Origin of the sequence: Gilliamella sp. B14384G12, from assembly GCF_016101825.1 — a bacterium.
GTDB classification, from domain to species: Bacteria; Pseudomonadota; Gammaproteobacteria; order Enterobacterales; family Orbaceae; genus Gilliamella; species Gilliamella apicola_N.
Genome location: NZ_JACFPU010000003.1, coordinates 63,301 through 82,023 on the forward strand (window position 1 = coordinate 63,301; position 18,723 = coordinate 82,023).

The 18,723-nt window shown below is 32.3% G+C and carries 16 protein-coding genes, 1 other RNA gene and 1 pseudogene; 15 read left to right on the plus strand and 3 right to left on the minus strand.

Annotation, left to right across the window (positions count from 1 at the left end):
* Positions 1-168: 168 nt before the first annotated feature.
* The 3 genes from H3S73_RS04680 to H3S73_RS04690 all read right to left on the minus strand — a co-directional run bounded on the left by H3S73_RS04680 (position 169) and on the right by H3S73_RS04690 (position 3,708).
* On the minus strand, positions 169-1,242 hold the full coding sequence (locus H3S73_RS04680; protein ID WP_232352942.1) for an alpha/beta fold hydrolase: 1,074 nt from the start codon (positions 1,240-1,242) through the stop codon (positions 169-171).
* A 330-nt stretch (positions 1,243-1,572) separates the two neighbouring features.
* Complete coding sequence (locus H3S73_RS04685) at positions 1,573-2,079, minus strand: SCP2 domain-containing protein (RefSeq protein ID WP_198227954.1); 507 nt, start codon at positions 2,077-2,079, stop codon at positions 1,573-1,575.
* Positions 2,080-3,708 carry a Na+/H+ antiporter gene (locus tag H3S73_RS04690; protein ID WP_198227952.1) on the minus strand — a complete coding sequence of 543 codons (1,629 nt, stop codon included), beginning with the start codon at positions 3,706-3,708 and terminating at the stop codon, positions 2,080-2,082.
* A gap of 153 nt (positions 3,709-3,861) precedes the next feature.
* Between H3S73_RS04690 and recO the strand changes: the two genes are divergently transcribed.
* From recO to H3S73_RS04765, 15 genes and pseudogenes are all read left to right on the plus strand, one after another.
* Positions 3,862-4,554 carry a DNA repair protein RecO gene (gene recO / locus H3S73_RS04695; protein ID WP_198235971.1) on the plus strand — a complete coding sequence of 231 codons (693 nt, stop codon included), beginning with the start codon at positions 3,862-3,864 and terminating at the stop codon, positions 4,552-4,554.
* Between the two features lie 613 nt (positions 4,555-5,167).
* Positions 5,168-5,401: pseudogene (locus H3S73_RS04700) on the plus strand (carbohydrate kinase); the annotation flags it as partial.
* A 287-nt stretch (positions 5,402-5,688) separates the two neighbouring features.
* Complete coding sequence (thrS, locus tag H3S73_RS04705; protein WP_198235972.1) at positions 5,689-7,614, plus strand: threonine--tRNA ligase; 1,926 nt, start codon at positions 5,689-5,691, stop codon at positions 7,612-7,614.
* 27 nt (positions 7,615-7,641) lie between these two features.
* Entirely contained in the window at positions 7,642-8,181 is a 540-nt protein-coding gene (gene infC / locus H3S73_RS04710; RefSeq protein ID WP_025315574.1) for a translation initiation factor IF-3, read from the plus strand.
* A gap of 84 nt (positions 8,182-8,265) precedes the next feature.
* On the plus strand, positions 8,266-8,463 hold the full coding sequence (gene rpmI / locus H3S73_RS04715; RefSeq protein WP_025315575.1) for a 50S ribosomal protein L35: 198 nt from the start codon (positions 8,266-8,268) through the stop codon (positions 8,461-8,463).
* Positions 8,464-8,495: 32 nt separating this feature from the next.
* A complete protein-coding gene (gene rplT, locus H3S73_RS04720; protein ID WP_024496189.1) occupies positions 8,496-8,849 on the plus strand; it encodes a 50S ribosomal protein L20 in 354 nt (117 codons plus the stop codon).
* 210 nt (positions 8,850-9,059) lie between these two features.
* Complete coding sequence (gene pheS / locus H3S73_RS04725; RefSeq protein WP_198235973.1) at positions 9,060-10,043, plus strand: phenylalanine--tRNA ligase subunit alpha; 984 nt, start codon at positions 9,060-9,062, stop codon at positions 10,041-10,043.
* A gap of 16 nt (positions 10,044-10,059) precedes the next feature.
* On the plus strand, positions 10,060-12,447 hold the full coding sequence (pheT, locus tag H3S73_RS04730; RefSeq protein ID WP_198227944.1) for a phenylalanine--tRNA ligase subunit beta: 2,388 nt from the start codon (positions 10,060-10,062) through the stop codon (positions 12,445-12,447).
* A 5-nt stretch (positions 12,448-12,452) separates the two neighbouring features.
* Complete coding sequence (locus H3S73_RS04735; RefSeq protein WP_039126771.1) at positions 12,453-12,746, plus strand: integration host factor subunit alpha; 294 nt, start codon at positions 12,453-12,455, stop codon at positions 12,744-12,746.
* Positions 12,747-12,898: 152 nt separating this feature from the next.
* An RNA gene (ffs, locus tag H3S73_RS04740) (signal recognition particle sRNA small type) lies at positions 12,899-12,994 on the plus strand.
* A gap of 88 nt (positions 12,995-13,082) precedes the next feature.
* Positions 13,083-14,222, plus strand: a complete 1,140-nt coding sequence (locus tag H3S73_RS04745; protein ID WP_198235974.1) for a polysaccharide biosynthesis/export family protein — start codon at positions 13,083-13,085, stop codon at positions 14,220-14,222.
* Positions 14,223-14,250: 28 nt separating this feature from the next.
* Complete coding sequence (locus tag H3S73_RS04750) at positions 14,251-15,150, plus strand: hypothetical protein (protein ID WP_198227940.1); 900 nt, start codon at positions 14,251-14,253, stop codon at positions 15,148-15,150.
* A complete protein-coding gene (locus tag H3S73_RS04755; RefSeq protein ID WP_198227938.1) occupies positions 15,150-15,953 on the plus strand; it encodes an ABC transporter permease in 804 nt (267 codons plus the stop codon). Before H3S73_RS04750 ends, H3S73_RS04755 begins: the two co-directional genes overlap by 1 nt.
* Positions 15,953-16,600 carry an ABC transporter ATP-binding protein gene (locus H3S73_RS04760; RefSeq protein ID WP_198227936.1) on the plus strand — a complete coding sequence of 216 codons (648 nt, stop codon included), beginning with the start codon at positions 15,953-15,955 and terminating at the stop codon, positions 16,598-16,600. The genes H3S73_RS04755 and H3S73_RS04760 overlap by 1 nt, the downstream gene beginning before the upstream one ends.
* A 29-nt stretch (positions 16,601-16,629) precedes the next feature.
* Positions 16,630-18,720 (plus strand): capsular polysaccharide biosynthesis protein, encoded by a 2,091-nt coding sequence (locus tag H3S73_RS04765; RefSeq protein WP_198235975.1) that lies wholly within the window; start codon positions 16,630-16,632, stop codon positions 18,718-18,720.
* Positions 18,721-18,723: the final 3 nt, after the last annotated feature.

Genomic DNA, 18,723 nt, shown 5'->3' on the forward strand with positions numbered 1-18,723 from the left:
GTTTTTCTAGTTCATATACATTAAATGTTATAACTTTTTTTTAAATTAGTAACTTGGCATTAATCAAATAAAGTTTTTTGTGACGTTGTAACTTTAAATTAAAAGTACAATACTATTATAAATAATATTATCTATAATAGTAGTTAATTATAAATCATTAATTTTTATTTAAAAATTAAGATATTTGTTGTCCTCTATCTCTTTTAAAAACGATGTTAAATGATGTTTCCATAAATTGGCGGTCATTGTGGTACTATGCCCACTGGTTTTGATACTAGCTGGTATTAATACATATTTAACATGAGGAATGTTTTTTATCGCTTTTTCCATTAAACCTGTAGTAGGAGGGTTTCTTTCATCATCTTCTGAATTTATTGCTAATATATGAGCTTTTATTTTAATCAAGTCTTTAGTTGGATCGAAGTTTCTTGCTGCATCCCATTGAAATAAAAAATCATTAGTATCCATTGTAATGCGCTCTTTTAATGTACTAGCTAATAATTCTTCTGTTTTTGCAGTATTATAGGCTTTGTTTTGCCAAGCAATATCGCCTCCATTGGTTGCTATATTATAATAATTATAAACGGTTTGGAATTTTTCTGGTTGTTTGTCATAGAATCCATTTTTCCAATCAGGATCGTCTTTAATAGCATTAATAACCATTTTTCTCATTATCCAATTTCGGCTTGACATAGGGGCAGGGGTTGCAGCCATTGGTACTGCAGCAGTCATAAAATCTGGATACATTGTAACCCAATTCCAAGTATTCATCCCTCCCATGGAATTACCTATAATTAACTCTAAATGATCGATGCCTAATCCATTTTTCACTAATTGGTATTGAGCATTAACCATATCGGTATAATCATAATGTGGAAAGTCACCTTTCATACCATCTGACGGTTTCGAAGATTGACCTGTACCAATAGCATCAGGAAGGATAATAAAGTATTTTTCTGCATCTAGTGGCATTCCTTTGTCAAATAAAGCATGACCAAAACTATCATTTAACATTGATGCTCCATTACCAGTAGTACCGTGTAATACTAATACGGGCTTATTTTTCGGATTGCCAAGAGTAATATAGTGTATTGATAGATTTGACATTGTACTCCCATCATTAAATTTGAAGTTATTAACAATGAAATTGGCTTCATTTTTATTATTAAAATCGAGACAATACCCTAAAGAAGGAATTATTAATAAAATAACAATGCATAGTTTTTTCTTAAAGTTGACCATAATTTTTTTACCTATATTCACTATTTATCCCTTTAATTTAACTTTACTAGGTTAAAATCGAAAATAAATACTTTGTTTATTGTGATTTATATCTCAATATTTCATTAAAATTAACATTAAGAATTAATTATCAAATTTTCTAAAAAAAATCATTATTCAAAAGATCATTCTAATAATGAAACAGATAAAAATATGTAATTGATTATCAGGATGTGAATAAGCAAATAGTAATATCTAATTTAAAAACGAATATTTAATTTAAGTAAAAATAAAAAAGGGAATGAATTAATATCATTCCCTTTTTATTTAATTATGAACAATAGACAATTTTTACTCTTTTGGGGCACTCTCAATTAAATCAGCCAACTTTTCAAGAGTGATTCTGAGAGGTTTAGGCATAGTTTCTGATTCAATTGAATCCATTAAGTTTTTAACATATAGACCGAGCTCAGTATCTCCTTCAACAATTAATCGACGTTGAAAAAAGAGTGTATCAGGGTCTTGTCTTCTAGTTGCAATCATTATTAAATCATTAGCATTGCCAATGAAGCTTACATCAGCAATTTCTTCACGACTGACAACTAATTTATTTTCTATTAGGCTAACAAACCATATTAATTGTAGATCTGTAACTTCAATTTTAAGCCAGCGATTTTCTAAAAAATCAAGATCACCATCTTCAAGTGAATGTTTAAATTGTAATTGTAACAATTGTTCAATAACTTGTTTTTTTAAATTAAAAGGAATACAGCGTAAAGTAATTCCCAATACTTGAGGCGCTTTATCAACAAATGTTGAATGTATTTTTCCTAATAAATTATGCTGGCTTTCTATCATTTAAACATCTCCAGAGATCATTTTCTCATAAATATCTAAATCAGTGTTTAGATGCTCAAAAGTTTCTTCACTTACTTCATTACGAATTTTCATTTGTAATAGTGCAGTACGTTCTGCACCAATTGCAACTAAACGCATACGTCTTTCTAGGTTCTCAGCTTCAAGTGCTTTTTGTTCTAAATCTTTGAGACCTGTCCTACGTCTTAATGAACCGATAACACGCGAGCCAACTTCGTGAATTATTTCTTGATCCAAACCTGCTTCAGAAGTTTCTTGTAGTAAGTTGTTCTGCATTTTTTCCAGACTAATAATAGCTTCTTCTGCCATTTGTCCTTTCACTGTTAAAATTTCATTGTCTTGTTTTGAATTATCTAAAATTACACTACCTCGTAATAAAATAGGTAATATAACTACTGCAACAATCAATGAAATTAAGATAATTCCTGTAGCAATAAAGACAAGTTGATACCGGCCTGCAATGGTCATTGGGATAGATAATACACCAGCTAATGTTATTGCTCCTCGGACACCAGCAAAAGTTGAAATTAATAAATCACGATTTGTATATGCTCTAAATGCTAGAGGTCGTTTTGTTCCAAAAGGCATGGTTGGCATGTGTTTCATAGCCCATAGCCAAGCAAATCTTGTTCCCATTAATACGATAAAAACAAATAAAACAATCAAGCATAATTGCCATAGCTCAATTGATGCATCTGTTTGATTTTCAGCGAAAGTATTATTCAAAATGCTAGGTAACTGAATACCCAAAAGAACAAAAACAAATCCGTTGAATACAAAAGTTAACATTGACCATGCACTATCTGATTGTAAACGTGTTGTCAAAGGTGCATTACGCATCATACCTGAATGATTAACGGTCATACCTGCACTTACAGCAGCTAAAATACCTGAACAATGGCATTCTTCAGCAATAATATAAGCGGCAAATGGTAGTAAGAATAATAATACGATTTGAATTGCTGGGTCATTATTAGTAAGTTGATTTATTTTACGTAAAACCCTAGCATATAACCAAGTAAATAAAACGCCAACCGCTAAACCACCGACAGCAACAACAAAGAAAGATATACTGATTTGTAATAAATCAAATTCAAGTAGTCCTGTCGCAATTGCAATTGCAAACTTTAACGAAACAAGACCCGAAGCATCATTCATCAATGCTTCACCTTCAATGATTTCCATCTTTTCCTTTTCTATACGGCCTTTACCAACAATTCCACTCAAGGCAACAGCATCGGTAGGAGATAAGACTGCTGCAAGAGCTAAAGCTGCTGCCAATTGGACATTTGGTAACATCCAGTGAAGAATGTAACCTAAAGCGATAATTGAGATAACCACCAATACAAGCGCCAATCCAACAATTTCTCTGAAATTATATACGAAATCTTTTACAGAGGTTTTTCGTCCATCAGCAAATAGTAAAGGTGGAATAAATAAAACAAGAAATAGTTCTGGATCGAATCTTACATAAACACCAAAAGCGGCCAGTACGCAGCCTAATAATATTTGCATTAGCGGTAATGGTATTTGAATTGGCAGCATTTTAACAACGACACCAGAAAGTGATACAATTAATACGAGAAGTAAAATTATTGAAAAAAGTTCCATAGCTTGTCTTTTATTTATCCTATAATCCTATTGTTATCGTTTGATTATATCGGATTTTTATCTTAATTTCAGGTTAAATTTCATAAAATTACTTAATTTTTATTCACACACTATTATTAAACAAAAAAACAACAATCTAATTAAAGGTTTTGCATGGAAAATTGGCAAAGAGCATTTGTTTTGCACACACGTACTCAAACTGAAAGCAGCTTATTAGTTGATCTATTCATTGAAAGTGGTGGTAAAATAACCGTTTTAGCTAAGGGAGCTCGACGAAAAAATTCTTCTTTGAAAGGGTTATTACAACCTTTTACCCCTTTAATAGTACAATATTCTGGTAAAGGTAATATAAAAATATTACGTCAAGTTGAAGCTATGTCACTCACTTTACCATTAGTTTCAGTTTCATTATATAGCGCTTTTTATTTAAATGAATTATTACATCGGGTATTAATTGCAGATACTGAGATGCCAACACTTTTTGATGATTATTTAAAAAGTTTACAACAATTGGCACAACAAGCTCCTGCTGAGAATGTACTACGTACTTTTGAACTATCATTATTAGAAAATATGGGTTATTACGTTGATTTTTTTCATTGTAGCGCGACAGGAGATAATATTGTTGAATCAATGTATTATCAATATCAATCCGAAAAGGGATTTATCGGTAGTTTATTAAGAAATAGTACCAGTTTCACTGGTGAACAAGTATTGGCTTTAGGAAATCGTGATTTTAGCACTGTTGATACACTAAAAGCAGCTAAACGCTTTACTCGAATGGCTTTAAAACCTTATGTTGGTTCAAAACCTTTTAAAAGTAGGGAGTTATTTTTGAAAATTTAGACATTTTAATCAAATTTTTTGTTAAATAAAGATTATTATTTCGCTCAATATAGTGACAACGTCACATTTAAATAAATGTAATTATTTTATTTGCATTTCTGTTTAACATAATCAAAAGCCAAATCAAGTTCCACTTGAAGCTCGAATGACTAACTCTACAGTACGAATTGGTAATGTTGGGTTATAAACTCATTGAATCAAAGTTTTAACTGCAATTAGGGCGATACTAGCCAAAGATTGCTTATATCTCAAAAGAAATGTTAAAGGATAATAGGCATAATCCGCGTCATCAAAACTGATTGTAAATAATTTTGTTTTGGATTGATTCTTTGATTTAACGAAATTAATTGCATTGCCGTAAAGTGTGTTACCACAAACAACGTGTTTGATATTTAATTTTGACAAATAATTTATAACTTTTTCATCATTTTGTGGAATTTGAATTATCTAATTTTTAGTAATTCCCACATCAAATTAGAGCTACTGACTCGAATAATTGATATTGGCGCTAATGCTGAAATCTATTAAATTATCGATGAGTTTTGTGCAAATGGTATAGCCATTATTATGATAGGATCAACTATTAGAATTATTAATTTAAACTTGTAGTAACAATGGTAGTCATTTAATTACCAAAAGTGAGCAAGATTATCGTCCAGCAGAAAAAATCACAGGGATTGATACTGTTAGTGCTGGCGATTCATTTATGGCAATTAGTAGTGTGTTAGATTTGAAAGGTAAAGCATTACAGGAAATTAATATTAAAGCAAATCGTATCGCTTCTTACGTCTGTACCCCAAATGGTTCAATACCAGTTATACCTGAAACATATTTAGCAGAATTATAATTTTTTATAAGCCTAGCTGATTAGTAAAAAAATTAAAGCTAGGTAATTTAACTTACAATATTATAGTGTTACATAATTCTTGTCTAATATTCATAAATACCATTAATAAATTGATTTTGAGCTTTTTAAGTTCATGAAATCATCATAGATGATTAAATCGATAAAAATCTAATTTTAAATCAAGCTTAATCCTATTTAAAAACCTTGTAATAAGTGATAGTATATTCCGCTTATTTATGTACGCATGTGCGCTTTCGTGTGGCGCACCACTGTTATAAGGATTTATTATGCCAATTATTACTCTTCCTGACGGAAGTCAACGTCAATTTGATAAACCAGTTACTGTTCTAGAAGTTGCTCAAAGTATTGGAGCAGGGCTTGCTAAGGCTTGTATTGCTGGGCGTGTAAATGGTCAACGTAAAGATGCTTGTGATGTAATTGAAGAGGATGCAACATTAGCTATCATTACTGCCAAAGATGAAGATGGTTTAGAAATTATTCGCCATTCTTGTGCTCATTTATTAGGTCATGCTATTAAACAATTATGGCCTGACACGCAAATGGCAATTGGTCCAACTATTGACAATGGTTTCTACTATGATATTGATTTAGAACATTCTTTAACTCAGGAAGATCTTGATGCTTTAGAAAAACGCATGCACGAATTAGCAAAAAAAGATTATGAAGTAAAAAAAGAAGTTGTGAGTTGGGAACGTGCAAGAGAAGTATTTTGGGATCGTCGTGAACCGTATAAAATTGCTATTTTAGACGAAAATATTCCTAAAGATTCAACACCGGCACTCTATCATCATGAAGAATATATTGATATGTGCCGAGGACCACATGTTCCTAATATGCGTTTTTGTCATCATTTCAAATTACAAAAAATTGCAGGTGCTTATTGGCGTGGTAATAGTGATAATAAAATGTTACAACGTATTTATGGCACGGCTTGGGCGGATAAAAAACAGCTTGATAGTTATTTACAATTTTTAGAAGAAGCTGCTAAACGTGATCACCGTAAAATTGGTAAACAACTAGATCTTTATCATATGCAAGAAGAAGCACCCGGTATGGTATTTTGGCATAATGATGGTTGGATTATATTTCGTGAACTAGAAGTTTTTGTTCGTACTAAACTAAAAGAATACAATTATCAAGAAGTAAAAGGTCCATTTATGATGGATCGCGTATTGTGGGAAAAAACAGGTCATTGGGGTAACTATAAAGAGTTAATGTTTGTTACTTCGTCTGAAAATCGTGAATATTGTATTAAACCAATGAACTGCCCGGGTCATGTACAAATTTTTAATCAAGGTCTAAAATCTTATCGTGATTTACCTTTACGTATGGCTGAGTTTGGTAGTTGTCATCGTAACGAACCGTCAGGTTCATTACATGGTTTAATGCGTGTTCGAGGCTTTACCCAAGATGATGCGCATATATTCTGCACTGAAGAGCAAATTCGAGGTGAAGTAAACAGCTGTATTAAAATGGTTTATGATACTTACAGCACATTTGGTTTTAAAGATATTACCGTTAAATTATCCACTCGCCCAGAAAAACGTATTGGTAAAGATGAAACATGGGATTTAGCTGAAAAAGATTTAGCTGAATGTTTAACTGAAAATGGTATTGAATTCGAATATTTACCAGGCGAAGGCGCATTTTATGGACCAAAAATTGAATTTACTTTACATGATTGTTTAGGACGAGCATGGCAATGTGGTACAGTACAACTTGATTTCATGTTACCTGAACGTTTAGATGCGACATATGTAGGTGAAGATAACGAACGCCATACACCAGTTATGATCCATAGAGCAATTTTAGGTTCAATGGAACGCTTTATGGGAATTTTAACCGAAGATTGTGCTGGATTCTTCCCTACATGGCTTGCTCCTTTGCAAGTTGCAGTAATAAATATTACCGATAATCAAGCTGAATATGCCAAACAATTAACCGAGCAATTGCAAAAAGTTGGAATTAGAGCAAAAGCAGACTTGAGAAATGAGAAAATTGGGTTTAAAATTCGAGAGCATACTCTAAAACGTGTTCCGTATATGTTTGTTTGTGGAGACAAAGAAATGCAATCAGGAACAATTTCAGTTCGAACTCGTCAAGGTAAAGATCTTGGTAGCTTTGAAGTGAAACATGTTATAGAATTGTTGCTTAACGAAATTCATAGTCGTTCATTAGAACAAATGAATTAACGATAAATTAATTTGGAGGAATGAGATATTAAAGTCAGTAAACGTATTCAGTCAACACGCGCGCATAAGATCAATGATGAGATTACTGCTCGTGAGGTGAGGTTAACCGGCGTCGATGGTGAACAGCTCGGTATAGTAAGCTTAGAAGAAGCTTTAAAACAAGCGGAAGAAGCAACTTTAGATTTAGTCGAAATAAGCCCTAATGCAGAGCCACCTGTTTGTCGAATTATGGATTATGGCAAGTTCCTCTATGAAAAGAGTAAAGCAACAAAAGAACAGAAGAAGAAGCAAAAGGTTGTTCAGGTTAAGGAAATTAAATTCCGACCTGGTACAGATGAAGGCGACTATCAGGTAAAACTCCGCAGCCTGATTCGCTTTCTAGAAGATGGCGATAAAGCTAAAGTCACGTTGCGTTTTCGTGGACGTGAAATGGCTCACCAACAGTTAGGTACTGAGATGCTTGATCGCATTAAAGAAGACTTAGCTGATTTGGCGGTTATTGAATCTTATCCAACTAAGATTGAAGGTCGTCAAATGATAATGGTGCTAGCGCCGAAGAAGAAGTAATGGTTTTGCAAGTTAATCTTTAGTTTTCTAAAAATTACACCATTATTTTATTTTTATTAACAATGCGAAGTGGAAATTAATAAAATGCCTAAAATTAAAACTGTAAGAGGCGCAGCAAAGCGCTTTAAAAAAACAGCTTCTGGTGGCTTTAAGCATAAACAAGCTAACAAGAGTCATATCCTAACCAAAAAATCAACTAAGCGTAAACGTCATTTACGTGGTTTGACTACTGTGTCAAAAGGCGATTTAGGTTTAGTTACTGCGTGTGTTCCATACGCTTAATTTATTGGTTAATTAATTAGAGGATATAGTTTATGGCTCGTGTTAAACGTGGTGTTATTGCTCGTGCACGTCACAAGAAAATTTTAAAACAAGCAAAAGGTTATTATGGAGCTCGATCACGTGTTTATCGTGTTGCTTTCCAAGCAGTAATCAAAGCTGGACAATATGCTTACCGTGACCGTCGTCAGCGTAAACGTCAATTCCGTCAATTATGGATTGTTCGTATTAATGCTGCTGCTCGTCAATGCGGTCTTTCTTATAGCCGTTTTATCAATGGATTAAAGAAAGCTTCAATTGAAATCGATCGTAAGATCCTTGCTGATATTGCTGTATTTGACAAAAATGCATTTGCTGCATTAGTTGAAAAAGCAAAAGCTGCATTATAATAGCTTTATAAAAGCCGAGTTATCTCGGCTTTTATCATTTTATTGACAATATTATTTAAGAGTAAAGTAATTATGAAATTAGTTGTTTTTCGTTTCTTTTTTAGCTTCATTAAAAATTTTCATTCGTGAGGCAATGGAAAAACGAAAAATAATTATAAAAGCCTCAGGAGAGGCTTTTTTTATGTAATGAACAATAAGCAGGAGAATTTTATGTCTCAATTAGTTGAACTGGTAAGTAATGCCAAATCCGCTATTGAAAATGCTAACGACATTAATGCGATCGAACAGATCAGAGTGGAATATTTTGGTAAGAAAGGCTACTTTACATTGCAGATGGCTTCTTTACGTGATGTTCCTGCCGAAGAACGCCCAGCAGTCGGCCAAAAAATCAATGATGCAAAACAAGAAGTTGTTGAAATATTAAATCAAAAACGCAATCTTTTAGAGCGTCAAGCCCTAGATGCAAAACTTGCAAATGAGATGATTGATATTACCTTACCAGGTAAATCTCTTGAGTTAGGGGGATTACATCCAGTAACAAAAACAATTAATCGCTTAGTTGATTTTTTTGGGGAACTAGGCTTTGTGGTTGAAACTGGACCAGAAATAGAAGATGATTATCATAACTTTGATGCACTAAATATTCCTGCTCATCATCCTGCTCGAGCTGATCATGATACATTCTGGTTTGATGCGAAACGTTTATTGCGTACCCAAACTTCAACAGTTCAAATTCGAACTATGGAAAATCAAAAACCGCCAATCAGAATCATCGCTCCAGGAAGAACTTACCGTAATGACTATGATCAGACTCATACTCCGATGTTCCATCAAATGGAAGGATTATTAGTTGATAAAGACATCAGCTTCAGCCATTTGAAAGGTTTATTACATGATTTTCTTCATTGCTTTTTTGAAGATAATATGGAAATAAGATTTAGACCTGGCTACTTTCCATTTACAGAACCTTCAGCAGAAGTTGACATTAAAGCTAAAAATGGTAAATGGCTAGAAGTATTGGGATGTGGAATGGTTCACCCTAATGTATTACGTAATGTTGGTATTGATCCTGAAATTTATAGCGGTTTTGCCTTTGGTATGGGAATAGAAAGATTGACAATGTTACGTTACGGTGTCACTGATTTACGTTCTTTCTTTGAAAACGACTTACGTTTTTTAAAGCAATTTAATTAATTCTGGAGATGAAAACATGAAATTTAGTGAAAGTTGGCTACGTGAATGGATCAATCCAGAAATTAGTAGCGAAATGCTAGCCGATCAATTAACAATGGCTGGTTTAGAAGTTGATAATGTGGAAAAGGTTGCAGGGGATTTTACTGGTGTTGTGATAGGAAAAGTTGTTGAGTGTAAACAACATCCTAATGCAGACAAACTTCGTGTAACTAAAGTGGACATAGGTAAAGATGAATTACTTGATATTGTGTGTGGTGCACCAAATTGCCGACAAGGTTTAATGGTTGCTTGCGCTACTGTTGGGGCAGTTTTACCTGGTGATTTTAAAATTAAATCAGCAAAACTACGCGGTGAGCCTTCAGAAGGAATGCTATGCTCTTATTCAGAATTAGGTATTACTGATGATCATAATGGTATTATTGAATTACCTGATAATGCGCCTTTGGGAAAAGATATTCGAGAATATTTAAATCTTAACGATGTTATGATTGATATAAGTGTTACACCTAATCGTGCTGATTGTTTTGGTATTGTTGGTGTGGCTAGAGATATATCAGCCGTTAATAATATTCCAATGAAAGAAATTAAAATAGCAAATGTACCAGCAACAATTTCTGATACCTTATCAATCCAAATAGATGCTCCAAAAGCAGCTCCTCGTTACTTAGGAAGAGTGATTAAAAATATCAATATCAATGCGATGACACCATTATGGATGAGAGAAAAGTTGCGCCGAGGAGGCATTCGTTCTGTTGATGCTGTCGTTGATATTACTAACTATGTATTACTTGAACTTGGTCATCCAATGCATGCGTTCGATTTAAACCAAATTGAAAAAGGCATTATTGTTCGTTATGCTCACCAAGACGAAGAAATGACATTACTTAATGGTAATGAAGTTAAATTGAATGATAAAACATTAGTTATTGCTGATCATAATAAAGTTTTAGCAATTGCCGGTATTATGGGCGGTGAAAAATCAAGTGTAACACAATCAACTACAGATATTTTTCTTGAGTCAGCTTTTTTTGCTCCATTAGCAATTACAGGTAAAGCTCGAGAATATGGTCTACATACAGAGGCTTCTCACCGCTATGAGCGTGGTGTCGATCCTGCATTACAGTTTGTTGCAATGGAAAGAGCGACACAATTATTAGTTGATATTTGTGGCGGGGAGGTTGGGCCTGTTATTGAAGTTATAAATCAAAGTGAATTACCCTCACAAGCAACAATAAAGTTACACCGTAACAAAATTGATCGAATTATAGGTTATTTCATTGAAGCACAAAAAATTACGGATATATTGGTTCGACTTGGTTGTGAAGTAGAATATAAAGGCGACATTTGGATCGTTAAATCACCTAGCTGGCGTTTTGACTTACAAATTGAAGAAGATTTGGTTGAAGAAGTTGCCCGCATTTACGGATATAACAATATTCCGAATGCAAATATGAAAATTGAATCGATAATGCAGCCAAAACCAGAAAGTATTATATCATTACGCCGAATAAAAGACTTATTGGTTGATCATGGTTATCAAGAAGCCGTGACATATAGTTTTGTTGATCCTAAAATTCAGCATATTCTTCATCCGAATGAACCTGCAATCACTTTACCAAATCCAATTTCCAGTGAAATGTCTGTAATGCGCTTATCATTGTGGTCAGGATTATTAGATGCGGTGCTCTATAATCAAAATCGACAACAATCCCGTTTACGATTATTTGAAACGGGTTTACGTTTTATACCAGATGAAAAATGTGAGTTTGGTGTTCGTCAAGAATTCATGCTTTCTGGAGTTATTACGGGTAATTTATACGAAGATCATTGGCAATTACCTAAAAAGAGCATTGATTTTTATGATCTAAAAGGGGATCTTGAAGCCATTTTCTCACTGTTAGGTTGTGATGGAAAAGTCCAGTTTAATAGAGCAGAATTATCAGCTTTACATCCAGGACAAAGTGCAGTAATCAATTTAAATGATGAGGTTATCGGTTATTTTGGTGTTTTACATCCAGAAATCGAAAAAAAATTATCTTTAAATAGTAAAACGCTTGTTTTTGAAATAAATTTAGCTAAAATTAACTTTAAAAAGGTGCCTGTTGCTCAAGACCTTTCAAAATATCCGTCAAACAAACGAGATATAGCGATTATTGTTTCAAATACAATTCCAGCAGCAGAAATTATTTCAGTGTGTAAGCAAGCTGGAGGAGAGCAACTTGTTAAAGTTAATCTTTTTGATGTCTATCAAGGAGATAACATTAAAGAAGATCAAAAAAGCCTTGCTATCAGTTTGATTTTACAAGACAAATCACGTACACTTGAAGAAGAAGATATAGCAAACATTGTAAGCAAGTGTGTCACTGCTTTACAAAATCATTTTAAAGCCCTATTAAGAGAATAATAACTATGACATTAACTAAAGCTGATATTGCAGATCGTCTTGCCGAAAAATTTAATATTGATCGTCAAGAAGCTAAAGTCCTTGTTGAACTTTTTTTTGAAGAGATTCGAGTGGCTTTAGAAAAAGGGGAACCGGTAAAATTATCTGGATTTGGTAATTTTGCTATACGTGATAAAAATTCGCGCCCAGGTCGTAATCCAAAAACTGGTGAAAGTGTGGATATCTCCGCTCGTCGAGTTGTTACATTCAGACCAGGTATTAAATTCAGAGAACGAGTAGAAAAGAATTTAGCACTATAATTTACAATGTAGGATTAAATTCTATACTCTTATTACAATCGCCTTTCTTTAAAATTAAGATTAAAGAAAGGTCGATTGGGTAGTATTGGATAAAATAATAATTGAAATAATTTTATAATTAAAGCATAATATAACCTTTCCTATGGAGGCACTATGGGTCCTCTTGCAACATTTTTTTGCTCATCAGGTCAGGTCCGGAAGGAAGCAGCCAAAGTAAAAAATATGTGTGTGAGATGTGGCTGATAGAGTCTCCACCACAAAATACTTTTAGTCTAAGATTATCTGTTTTATAATAAAAATAAGAAAAATAAGAAATGATGTATAAGGAAATTTATTTTGAAACTACCATCCCTTCTTCCCATAACGCTAGTCATGATTTTAAGCGGTTGTTCGGTTTTACCTCATTCTGGACCAAGTTTTTCTTCAATAAAAGATATAAATAAAAATAATCTCAGCCAAGATGCAATCTATAGTAAAGTTAATTTAGTCGATCTCAATAATTCAATTAATTTTACTAAAGATGCTAACTCATCTAAGAGTCCTATAAAATTTATCAATGAAACAACAAATCAAATTCAAAAAGTCGATAAAATTGGGAAAGGGGATAGTCTAAAAATCTCAATTATTGAAACTCCACCAGCAATATTATTTACAGGATCAAGTGATACAGGAGCTCCTAGAACTGGATTAACTGATTTGCCAATAGTGACAGTTAATTCAAAAGGCCTTATTTCTTTACCATTTGTTGGAATTTTAGAAGTTGATAACAAAACCCCTTCGCAAGTACAAAATGAGATAATGGAAAAACTATCTGGTATTGCCAATAGACCCCAAATTATAATTACGGTTTTAGAGAAAAGATCGTCAACAGTAACTGTTATTGGGGACAAGTTTAGTGGAAAATTGACCCTTACCGCTAAGGGTGAGCAATTATTAGATGCTGTTGCCATGTTAGGTGGTAATATGTATGATATTAAAGATACATTAATACAACTCACTCGAAATAAAAAAAATAGCCAAATTCCACTAAGTTTAGTTTTATCAAATCCTCAATTTAATGTTCACCTTCAACAAAATGATGTTATTACTTTAATTAATAAACCAAGTTCTTTTATTTCAATGGGAGCTACAGGGGCAACCAGAGAAGTACGATTTGAAGCTATAGGAATTGATTTATCTCAAGCACTAGGTCGTATTGGAGGTCTAAATGACAATAAAGCAAATGCAAAAGGCGTGTTTGTATTTAGATATCAAGATAACCAATTATCCAATAACAATAAAGAAACTATTCCAACAGTTTATCAAATTGACTTGACTAATCCTAACTCATTTTTCATTATGAAAAATTTCCAAATTCAAAATAATGATATTGTTTATGTTGCATCTGCACCTATTATTGAACTACAGAAATTCTTATATGCGGTGTTTTCACCAGGTGTAGGGATGATTAATCAAGTTAGCCAAATAACAGAATAATTTATTAATCGATAGGCTTGATACTATTATGTCTTTATTCATAAAGTTTAAAAAAAAATGGTTACTGCATTTACTTGTAACATTACCGACTTTATTGTCAATAATATATTTTGGATTGATAGCAGAAAATATTTATACATCCGAAGCAACCTATATTATACGGTCATCTGATACCCAATCATCATTGGGAGGGTTGGGGAGTATTTTTTCAAAAGTTGGTCTTTCTCGTTCTAATGATGATTCATATGTTGTTCTCTCATATATAAAGTCTAGAGATGCATTGTCTTCTATTGAACAATTGTTACCCATTAAACAATGGTATACTCAAAAAGGTGATGTCATAGCTCGTTTTAATGGATTCAACTTTGAATTTATGGATAAAAATGAATATTTTTATCGTTACATGAGTAACATGATAAATGTCAACTTTGATATTTCTACCGGTATTGCTACGATTAAAGTCAATGCATTTGATATGCAAGATGCTTTTGATATTAATGAAAATTTATTAAAAAAAGCTGAAGGATTTGTTAATCAAATAAATTTGCGTGCTAAACAAGACCTTATAACTGCATCTTTAGCTGAGCTAAAAGATGCTGAACTACAAATGAAAAAAGAAGCTCAAGCACTCGCTGACTTCCAAAAAAATAAAAATAAAGATGCTAATCTGGCTGAATATCAACAAATTCTCATAAATAATACTGTTGCAAAACAGCAATTTGAAGCAGCTACATTATCTTTACGTAATGCTCAAGTGGAGATAACGAAGAAACAGCTTTATTTAGAACGTATAGAGCAGCCTAGTGTTTCTGATGTCTCATTTAAACCTTCACGTATCTATAATATTATCGCAACTTTTGTCATATGCCTGATTATATATGGAATATTTAATTTGATGTTAGCGGGGATTAGGGAGCATAAAGATTGATGAATGAATTAATTTCTAGAACTCAATTTTTACGCTCACTTATTATACAAATTAATGTGATAAAAGCTTTAATATTACGTGAGATCATTACTCGCTATGGTCGTAATAATATTGGTTTTTTATGGTTGTTTGTTGAGCCCATGTCATTAACATTATTAATAAGCCTGATATGGTACTTTTTTAAAGTTGACGTTGTTTCTAATCTTAACATCATTGCGTTTGTGCTGACAGGTTATCCAATAGTTATGATGTGGCGTAATAGCTCTTCTCGAGCTAAGGGTGCTGTTAAAGCCAATCAAGCTTTACTATATCACCATAATATACGTATTTTGGACGTTGTGTATGCGCGTATTTTTCTTGAAATGATTGGTGCAAGTGCAGCTCAAATCTTTGTGATGATAATTTTCATTTTTTTGGGATTAATATCCATACCGAACGATCCATTTTATATGCTATGTGCTTGGGGGCTAATGTGTTGGTTTTCTCTAGGACTTGGATTGATCATTTTTGTTTTATCAGCCAAATTTGAATCTTTTGATAAAATATGGGGAACACTAAGTTTTATCATGATCCCTTTTTCTGGTGCATTTTTTTGGGTTGACACTTTTCCTAACGAAATTCAAGGGTTATTACTTTTTCTACCTCCTGTACATGGAACTGAAATGTTCCGTTTTGGATATTTTGGTTCATCTGTCATCACTCATGAAAGTATAAGCTATCTAATTTTATGTAATGTGGTTCTACTTTTCATTGGATTGGCTATGGTTAAAATATACGAAAACAATATAATTGAGGAAGGATAATGATTATAGTCGACAATGTATCCAAAAAATACGCTACACGAAAAGGGTATAAAACTGTTTTAAATAATATTAGTTTTACTTTACATCGAGGTGAAAAACTCGGAATTCTGGGTCGCAATGGGGCAGGTAAATCAACATTAATAAGACTTATAAGTGAAATAGAAAAACCAACATCAGGTACTATCAAACGCAGTATGTCCATTTCTTGGCCATTAGCTTTTACTGGTGCTTTTCAGGGTAGTTTGACTGGTATGGATAATTTACGGTTTATATGTAGAATTTACCAGACTGAAATAAAAAAAACGAAGGAATATGTAGAAGATTTTGCCGAATTAGGAGATTATTTATATGAACCTATTAAAAAATATTCTTCAGGCATGAGGGCTCGTTTAGCTTTTGCATTATCTTTGTCAATAGAATTTGATTGTTATCTAATTGATGAGGTTATCGCTGTAGGTGATTCAAGATTTACTCAAAAATGCAAAAACGAATTATTTGAAAATAAAAAAGATCGTTCTTTAATATTGGTGTCACATAATATGAATGCTATCAAAAGTTATTGTGATAAAGCAATGGTTTTAGAGGAAGGGCTATTACATCAATTTGAAACTATAGACGAAGCTTATCAATATCACAATAAGCAATAACGTTTAACTTAAAAGTCATTCGCTTTCTTATGCAAAAAGTTGCTGTTTTTTCGAAAAAAATCATCAAAATTAAAAACATTAATCATTTTTTTCCTGATTTAATTTTTACAGATAAGAAAAATAAAAAACAAGCTAATGCAATTGCTGGATGGGGACTTCGCCCAACTACAAAAAAAGCAAGAAAATATGCAACACAAAATAAACTGCCGTTTATTTCGCTTGAAGATGGTTTTTTACGTTCTGTGGGTTTGGGATTAGAGGGGTATTCTCCATTATCACTTATAGCTGATAGTACAGGTATTTATTATGATGCTCGTTTTCCCTCAGAATTAGAAAAATTGATAAAAGATAAAAGCCGTCTAGTTCTCCATTTAGATTATGCAATACAAGCAATAAAATTAATAACTGACAATGAATTAACAAAATACAATCACGCGCCAAACTTTACAGGTTTCAGTAATGAACATCATCTTCAAAATGAGAAAGTTTTAGTAATTGATCAAACTGTTGGTGATATGTCTGTCAAATATGGTGATGCAGATCAACAAACTTTTCTTGAAATGTTAGATAGAGCATTACAGGAAAATCCTACCGCAACCATATATGTTAAAACACATACAGATGTTATTAATGGTTATAAAGAAGGTTTTTTAACAAGTAATTTAAATAAAGATTCAATAGTTTTACTCAGCGAGGATATTAATCCTATTTCATTGTTAAAACAAATTGATAAAGTTTATGTAGTCACATCTCATATGGGATTTGAAGCTCTTTTATTAGGTAAAGAAGTTATTACCTTCGGATTACCATGGTATGCTGGATGGGGAGTGACAGACGATCGACATAAAAATATAAAAAGTTTAAAAAATAATGAAAGAAGAACAGAGGCGACTATTACCGAATTATTTGTAGCAAGTTATATCCTATATTGCCAATATATAAATCCATATACAGGTAAAAAAGGAACAATATTCGACGTTATTAATTATCTCACTAAAATTAAAAAATTAAATAATAAACTTCGTGGTTCAGTTAAATTAGTTGGATTTTCATTCTGGAAAAAACACGTATTACTGCCATATTTAAATCTTCCTTCAGTCAAAATTCATTTTTATTCTATTAATAAGTTTAGAAAGATTGAAAATGACAACAAATTAAATCATGATGTCAAATCCCAAAAAATATTAATCTGGGGACAAGGTAAAAAAAGTATTATTCCAATTATTCAGAACGAAAAATTTTGTATTATGCGTATAGAGGATGGCTTTATTCGATCAATAGGATTAGGCTCTAATTTAGTAATGCCATATTCCTTAGTGATAGATGGGTTAGGTATATATTTTAATTCTCAAAAAATTAGCGAATTAGAGTCATTATTAGCGACTAGAGTGGTGACAAAACAAGAGCAAGAAAAAGCTAAATCATTACAAAAATTGATAATTGAAACAAAAATAAGCAAATATAATGTTGGTAATGAAAAGAATATTAAACCTAATCATGAAAAAAGAAAAATAATATTAATACCTGGTCAAGTTGAAGACGATGCGTCGATAATATTTGGATCACCTATAATCAAAACCAATTTGGAACTGGTTCAAATGGTTAGAAAAAAAAATCAAGACGCTTATATTATTTATAAACCTCATCCTGATGTTTTAAGTGGTAATAGAATAGGGGAGATAAATAAAACGGAATTAAAAAAATATGTGAATGATATTATTGAATTTGCTGATATTATTCATTGCATTGAGCAGGTTGATGAAATTCATACAATTACATCATTAGCAGGTTTCGAAGCATTAATCCGTCATAAAAAAGTTGTTTGCTATGGTCAACCATTTTATTCAGGTTGGGGATTAACTACAGATTTATATCCTAATTCTCTTAGGCGTCGAATTTTATCATTAGATGAGTTAATTTATATTGTGATGTATGAATATTCGATATATATTCATCCTAAATCTCTAGATTTCACAGATCCAGAAACATTGGTTAAATATTTAAATAATGAAAAATTAGAAAAGACACGACTAATTAACCAATTTTGGTTAAAAAAGCAACTTCAAAAAATAAAGCACATCCTCCATCTTATTGTTAAAATAAAGTTTAGTAAAAATTGATTA

Coding starts and splice junctions, on each gene's coding strand:
- thrS (WP_198235972.1), top strand. CDS start 5,689: ATGCCAATTATTACTCTTCCTGACGGAAGTCAACGTCAATTTGATAAA.
- H3S73_RS04690 (WP_198227952.1), bottom strand. CDS start 3,708: ATGGAACTTTTTTCAATAATTTTACTTCTCGTATTAATTGTATCACTT.
- H3S73_RS04685 (WP_198227954.1), bottom strand. CDS start 2,079: ATGATAGAAAGCCAGCATAATTTATTAGGAAAAATACATTCAACATTT.
- H3S73_RS04750 (WP_198227940.1), top strand. CDS start 14,251: ATGTCTTTATTCATAAAGTTTAAAAAAAAATGGTTACTGCATTTACTT.
- H3S73_RS04755 (WP_198227938.1), top strand. CDS start 15,150: ATGAATGAATTAATTTCTAGAACTCAATTTTTACGCTCACTTATTATA.
- rpmI (WP_025315575.1), top strand. CDS start 8,266: ATGCCTAAAATTAAAACTGTAAGAGGCGCAGCAAAGCGCTTTAAAAAA.
- H3S73_RS04735 (WP_039126771.1), top strand. CDS start 12,453: ATGACATTAACTAAAGCTGATATTGCAGATCGTCTTGCCGAAAAATTT.
- H3S73_RS04765 (WP_198235975.1), top strand. CDS start 16,630: ATGCAAAAAGTTGCTGTTTTTTCGAAAAAAATCATCAAAATTAAAAAC.
- rplT (WP_024496189.1), top strand. CDS start 8,496: ATGGCTCGTGTTAAACGTGGTGTTATTGCTCGTGCACGTCACAAGAAA.
- recO (WP_198235971.1), top strand. CDS start 3,862: ATGGAAAATTGGCAAAGAGCATTTGTTTTGCACACACGTACTCAAACT.
- pheT (WP_198227944.1), top strand. CDS start 10,060: ATGAAATTTAGTGAAAGTTGGCTACGTGAATGGATCAATCCAGAAATT.
- H3S73_RS04760 (WP_198227936.1), top strand. CDS start 15,953: ATGATTATAGTCGACAATGTATCCAAAAAATACGCTACACGAAAAGGG.
- pheS (WP_198235973.1), top strand. CDS start 9,060: ATGTCTCAATTAGTTGAACTGGTAAGTAATGCCAAATCCGCTATTGAA.
- H3S73_RS04680 (WP_232352942.1), bottom strand. CDS start 1,242: ATGGTCAACTTTAAGAAAAAACTATGCATTGTTATTTTATTAATAATT.